The sequence below is a fragment of the Streptomyces novaecaesareae genome, from assembly GCF_000716875.1.
Classification (GTDB): Bacteria; Actinomycetota; Actinomycetes; order Streptomycetales; family Streptomycetaceae; genus Kitasatospora; species Kitasatospora novaecaesareae.
In genome coordinates this window covers 1-4,080 of the sequence record NZ_JNWQ01000170.1, presented here as the reverse complement: position 1 = coordinate 4,080, position 4,080 = coordinate 1, and the positions used below count along the sequence as shown (strand labels likewise).

6 protein-coding genes are annotated in these 4,080 nt (G+C 74.2%); 1 reads left to right on the top strand and 5 read right to left on the bottom strand.

Annotation, left to right across the window (positions count from 1 at the left end; genetic code table 11):
• Window positions 1–95: 95 nt before the first annotated feature.
• From OP86_RS32190 to OP86_RS32170, 5 genes are all read right to left on the bottom strand, one after another.
• Complete coding sequence (locus OP86_RS32190) at window positions 96–449, bottom strand: sulfurtransferase TusA family protein (protein WP_078589576.1); 354 nt, start codon at window positions 447–449, stop codon at window positions 96–98.
• A gap of 109 nt (window positions 450–558) precedes the next feature.
• A complete protein-coding gene (locus OP86_RS32185) occupies window positions 559–1,035 on the bottom strand; it encodes a MarR family winged helix-turn-helix transcriptional regulator (protein WP_030056170.1) in 477 nt (158 codons plus the stop codon).
• Between the two features lie 75 nt (window positions 1,036–1,110).
• Window positions 1,111–1,467: a DUF6204 family protein gene (locus OP86_RS32180; protein WP_030056169.1), complete on the bottom strand. Its 357-nt coding sequence runs from the start codon at window positions 1,465–1,467 to the stop codon at window positions 1,111–1,113.
• Window positions 1,468–1,561: 94 nt separating this feature from the next.
• Window positions 1,562–2,206, bottom strand: a complete 645-nt coding sequence (locus OP86_RS32175) for an ester cyclase (RefSeq protein ID WP_051831164.1) — start codon at window positions 2,204–2,206, stop codon at window positions 1,562–1,564.
• Entirely contained in the window at window positions 2,199–2,933 is a 735-nt protein-coding gene (locus OP86_RS32170; RefSeq protein ID WP_030056167.1) for an SDR family oxidoreductase, read from the bottom strand. Before OP86_RS32170 ends, OP86_RS32175 begins: the two co-directional genes overlap by 8 nt.
• A gap of 148 nt (window positions 2,934–3,081) precedes the next feature.
• On the opposite strand from OP86_RS32170, the gene OP86_RS32165 reads away from it, so the two are divergent.
• Entirely contained in the window at window positions 3,082–4,008 is a 927-nt protein-coding gene (locus OP86_RS32165) for a LysR family transcriptional regulator (RefSeq protein ID WP_051831162.1), read from the top strand.
• Window positions 4,009–4,080: the final 72 nt, after the last annotated feature.

Sequence of the window (4,080 nt, the reverse complement as noted above, 5' to 3'; positions counted from 1 at the left end):
GGCATACGAGATTTCTGCCTGTCTCGTGGGCTCGGAGATGTGTATAAGAGACAGGGTGGGGACTTGGGGTGTCGGGCGGTCGGTCGGTGGTGCCGTCAGTCGGTGGTGGGGGCCGGGTGCCAGGGGCGGTCGGGCCGGGTCGGGACGGGGGCGGAGGTGAGGCGCAGGGCGTACACCTCGCGGTCGGTGGCCTCGTACGGGACCTGGCCGAGGTACTCGTGGCCGGTGAGGTGGCACCAGGCGGGCAGGTCGAGCGGGGCGGCGGGGTCGGTGGTGTGGATGTGGACCACCGTGCCGGCCGGGAGATGCGCGATCCGGGCGCGCAGACGGAGCAGGAGCTGGACGCAGAGCAGGCCGGTGCCGTCGATGGTGAGGTCGGGGGTGGCTGCGGTGGCGGCGTCGTCGGTGGTGACGGCGGCGGTGGTGACGGCGGCGGTGGTGAGGGTCATGGTGCTGCCCTTCGCGGGGTGCGGTGGTGCGGGTTCAGCCTAGGACGCGGGTCGGGCAGGGCCTGCGGCGGGGCTGGTCGGGGGCGTGGCTGGTCGGGGCGTGCTGCGGTCAACCGATCCGCTGGCCGGGGGCGGTGGCGCCGAGGCGGGTGAGCAGGGCGGACAGGCGGGTGAGGTCCTCGGGGCTGCACTGCTCGGCCGCGAAGTGGTCGGCGGCGACCTGGCGGGCGGTGTGCAGCATCTCGGCGAGCCGGTCCCGGCCGGTCGGGGTGAGGGCGGCGTAGGCGACCCGGGCGTCGCGGGCGGCGGCCTCGCGGGTGACCAGGCCGATCCGCTCCAGCGGGGCGAGGCCTCGGGTCACACCGGACGCGGTGAGGCCGAGGGCCTCGGCGAGGTCGACCCGGCGCATTCTGCCGCCGGGGGCCTGGGCGAGGTGGAGCAGCAGGGTGAAGTCGGACAGGCTCACGCCGTGCAGGCCGCCGAGGCTCGCGTCGAACCGCTTGACCAGGGCCGTCTGGGCGCGGACCAGCCGCAGGGCGGTGTCCAGCGGGTCGGGGCTCGGGCCCGTTCCGGTGTGCTCTGTCATTGCCACCTCCTTGACTGCTCAAGTATATCCACGGAGGGAGCCGTCAAGGAGGTGGCGGAGGGGGGAGGGGGTGGATCAGGTGGCGGTGGTGGCGGCGCGACGCTGTCGCTTGCCGAGCGGCGCCTGGGAGAGGTCCTCCGCCTGGGAGCGCAGGTTCCGGTAGCCGTAGCCGCGTTCGGTCAGCCAGCCGTGCGCCGACTGCTCGGCCCGCTCGGTGGCCTCCAGGATGTCCTCCTCGGCCTCGCCCTCGTCCAGGAAGCGGAAGGTGAAGGCCGTGCGGGCGGCGAGGTCGTAGCTGAGGTGGCCCTCGCGGGTGAAGGCAGCGCGCAGGACGTCGTGCTCGGGCGCGGCGGCGAGGAGTTCGGCGCGCTGCTCCTCGGTGAGGCCGTCGAAGACGCCGCGCACCATGATGCGGAAGGTTCGGGTAGTCATCCTCCGACGATAGGCAGGACGGGCCGCCGACCGCCAACACGATTCCGGGCGCGTGCCGGTCGGCGGCCCCTCTCCGCCTCCGCGGAGGCGGGCGTCAGCCGGTGACGCCCAGTTGGGCCAGCAGCGCCGTGTTGTCCTCGATGTGCCAGTCCTCGACGATCCGGTCGGTGCCGACGTGCTGGATGTCGATGGCGTTGAACTCGATGCTCTGGCCCTTGCCCCGGACGCCGTCGAAGGTGCCGGTGAAGTGACCGCGGAACACCAGCCGGGCGGTGATCCGGTCTCCGGTGACCAGCACCTCGGACAGCTCGCAGGTCAGGTCCGGCACGGCGGCCCGGAAGGCCCGGGAGGCCAGGACCGGGCCGGTGGGGCCCTGGGGGCGGCCGGGCGGCAGCGTGTTGTCCCGGAAGCCCGGGCTGATCGCCGCGTCCAGGTACTTCTGCTGCCCGGTGTTCCAGAACGTGTACAACTGCTGGGCCAGGTGGACCTCCTGGGCCGCGCGCCGGGCGCCGAGGGAACGGTCCACGGTGAGCGCCTTCGGCTGGACCAGGTCGGGTGAGCGGTCGACCAGGTGCTGCGGCCACGACTGCGCGGCCGGGTGATGGGCCGGGGAGTGGGCGGGGGCGGCCGCGGCGGTGCCGCCCAGCAGGGCGGCCAGGGCCGCGGCCACGGCGGCGGTACGGACCGGGCGGCGCGGGCGGGCCGGAGCCGCCGCGGCGGTGAGCCGGGGCTCAGACAAGGCGGCCACCCCCGTCGACATGCAGCACGGTGCCGGTGACGTACGGGTTGTCGATCGCGTAGAACACGGCCTTCAACAGGTCCTCCGGGCTGCCCACCCGGCGGGCCGGGTTGCGCGCGGCGACGCCCTGCAGGAACGCGTCCTTGTCGGCGCCGAGGCCGTCCCAGGAACCGGTGTCGACGATGCCGGGGGAGACCGCGTTGACCCGCACCGGCGCGATCTCCACCGCCAGGGCCTGGACCAGGAAGGCCAGCGCGCCGTTGGTGGTGGCCATCACCGTGCGGCCGGGGGCCGGACGCCAGGCGGCCACACCGGAGAAGAAGGTGAACGAGCCGTCCTCGGACACCCGCCCGGCCAGGTGCTTGGCCAGCAGCAGCGGCCCGATCACCTTGGCCGAGAACGCCCGCTGCACATCGGCGGCTTCGAGGTCCTTCAACGGACCGTTGGCCGGCATCGCGGCGGTGGACACCAGGTGGTCGAACCGGCCGACCCGGGCGGCGAAGTCGGCGATCGACCGCTCGTCCGCGAGGTCGAGCCCGAGCACCTCGGAGGGGCCGGACAGCTCACCGGCCGTCCACTCCAGCTTGCGAGGGTCCGGACCGGCCAGCACGAGTTCGGCACCGGCGGCCGAGGCGGCCTTGGCGAGAGCGCGCCCGGTGCGCGAACCCGCGCCCACGACGACGAGCCGTCGGCCCCTGAGGGCGGTGCTGCTTGGGATGTCGGACACGGGAGTGCTCCTTCGGTTCGGGCCAGGGGGGATCGGCCGTCCACGGTTCTCCGTGCGGTCTTCCGTGTGGCGGCCACCTCACGACCTTCGCCTGGGCTGCGGTGATGAGTCCAAGGCTTGTTTTCTACGCCGACGATAAAATTTGCTCATGGCAACGCTCAGGCAGCTCGAATACCTGGTCACGGTGGTCGACACCGGCTCCTTCACGCGCGCGGCCGAGCAGCTGCACGTCACCCAGCCCGCGCTCTCGCACCAGATGAGGGCCCTGGAGAAGGCCGTCGGCGGTCCGCTGCTCGAACGCCTGCCGCGCACGGTACGGCTCACCCCGATGGGCCGGGCGGTGCTGCCGCACGCCCGTGCCGCGCTTGCCGAAGCGGAACGCCTGCACACCGTGGCCCGGCGCACGGCGGGGCTGGAGGAGGGCGAGCTGGAAGTCGCGGCCGTCTACTCGGTCAGCCTCGGCATCCTGCCGCCCGTGCTGCGGGCCTGGCGCCGCCGGCACCCCGGCGTGCGGATCCGGCTGCGCGAGTACCCGCACGCCGACCGGCTCCAGGCCGCCATGGCCGCAGGCCGCGCCGATGTCGCCATCGGCCCCGCCCCGACCGGCTGGGAGGGGCCGATCCGCGAACTCGGCGTCGAGGAGTTCGTGATCGTCCTGCCCACCGACGACCCGCTGGCCGACAGCCCCACCGGGACGGTCGATCCGGCCCGACTCGCGGACCGCGACTGGGTCCACTACGCCCCCGACAACGGCCTCGCGGACCTGCTCGACCGCGTCGGCGCCCAGGCCGGCTTCCACCCCCGTGTGGCCGTCCGCGCCGAACAGACCTCCGCCGCACCGCTGTTGGCCGCGGCCGGGTTGGGCCCCGCACTGGTACCCGCCAACATCGTGCCGCCGCACTTCGACGGCGCCCTGCTCCGCCCGGACCCGCCGATCCGCCGCACCCTCACCGCCTACACCCGCACCCGGCCCGACCCCCTCACGGTGGCCTTCGCCGACCTCCTCGCGGAGCAGGCGAGGGTGAACCCGCCCGCGCTTCCGGCGGCCGCGGCGCCGGTGGGCGGGGTGGGGTGACGGGAGGGGAGGCGGAGCGGCGGCTGGGGTTGAGGGGTTAGGGGGCGGGGAGTCGGCGGACGGGTTGGGGGT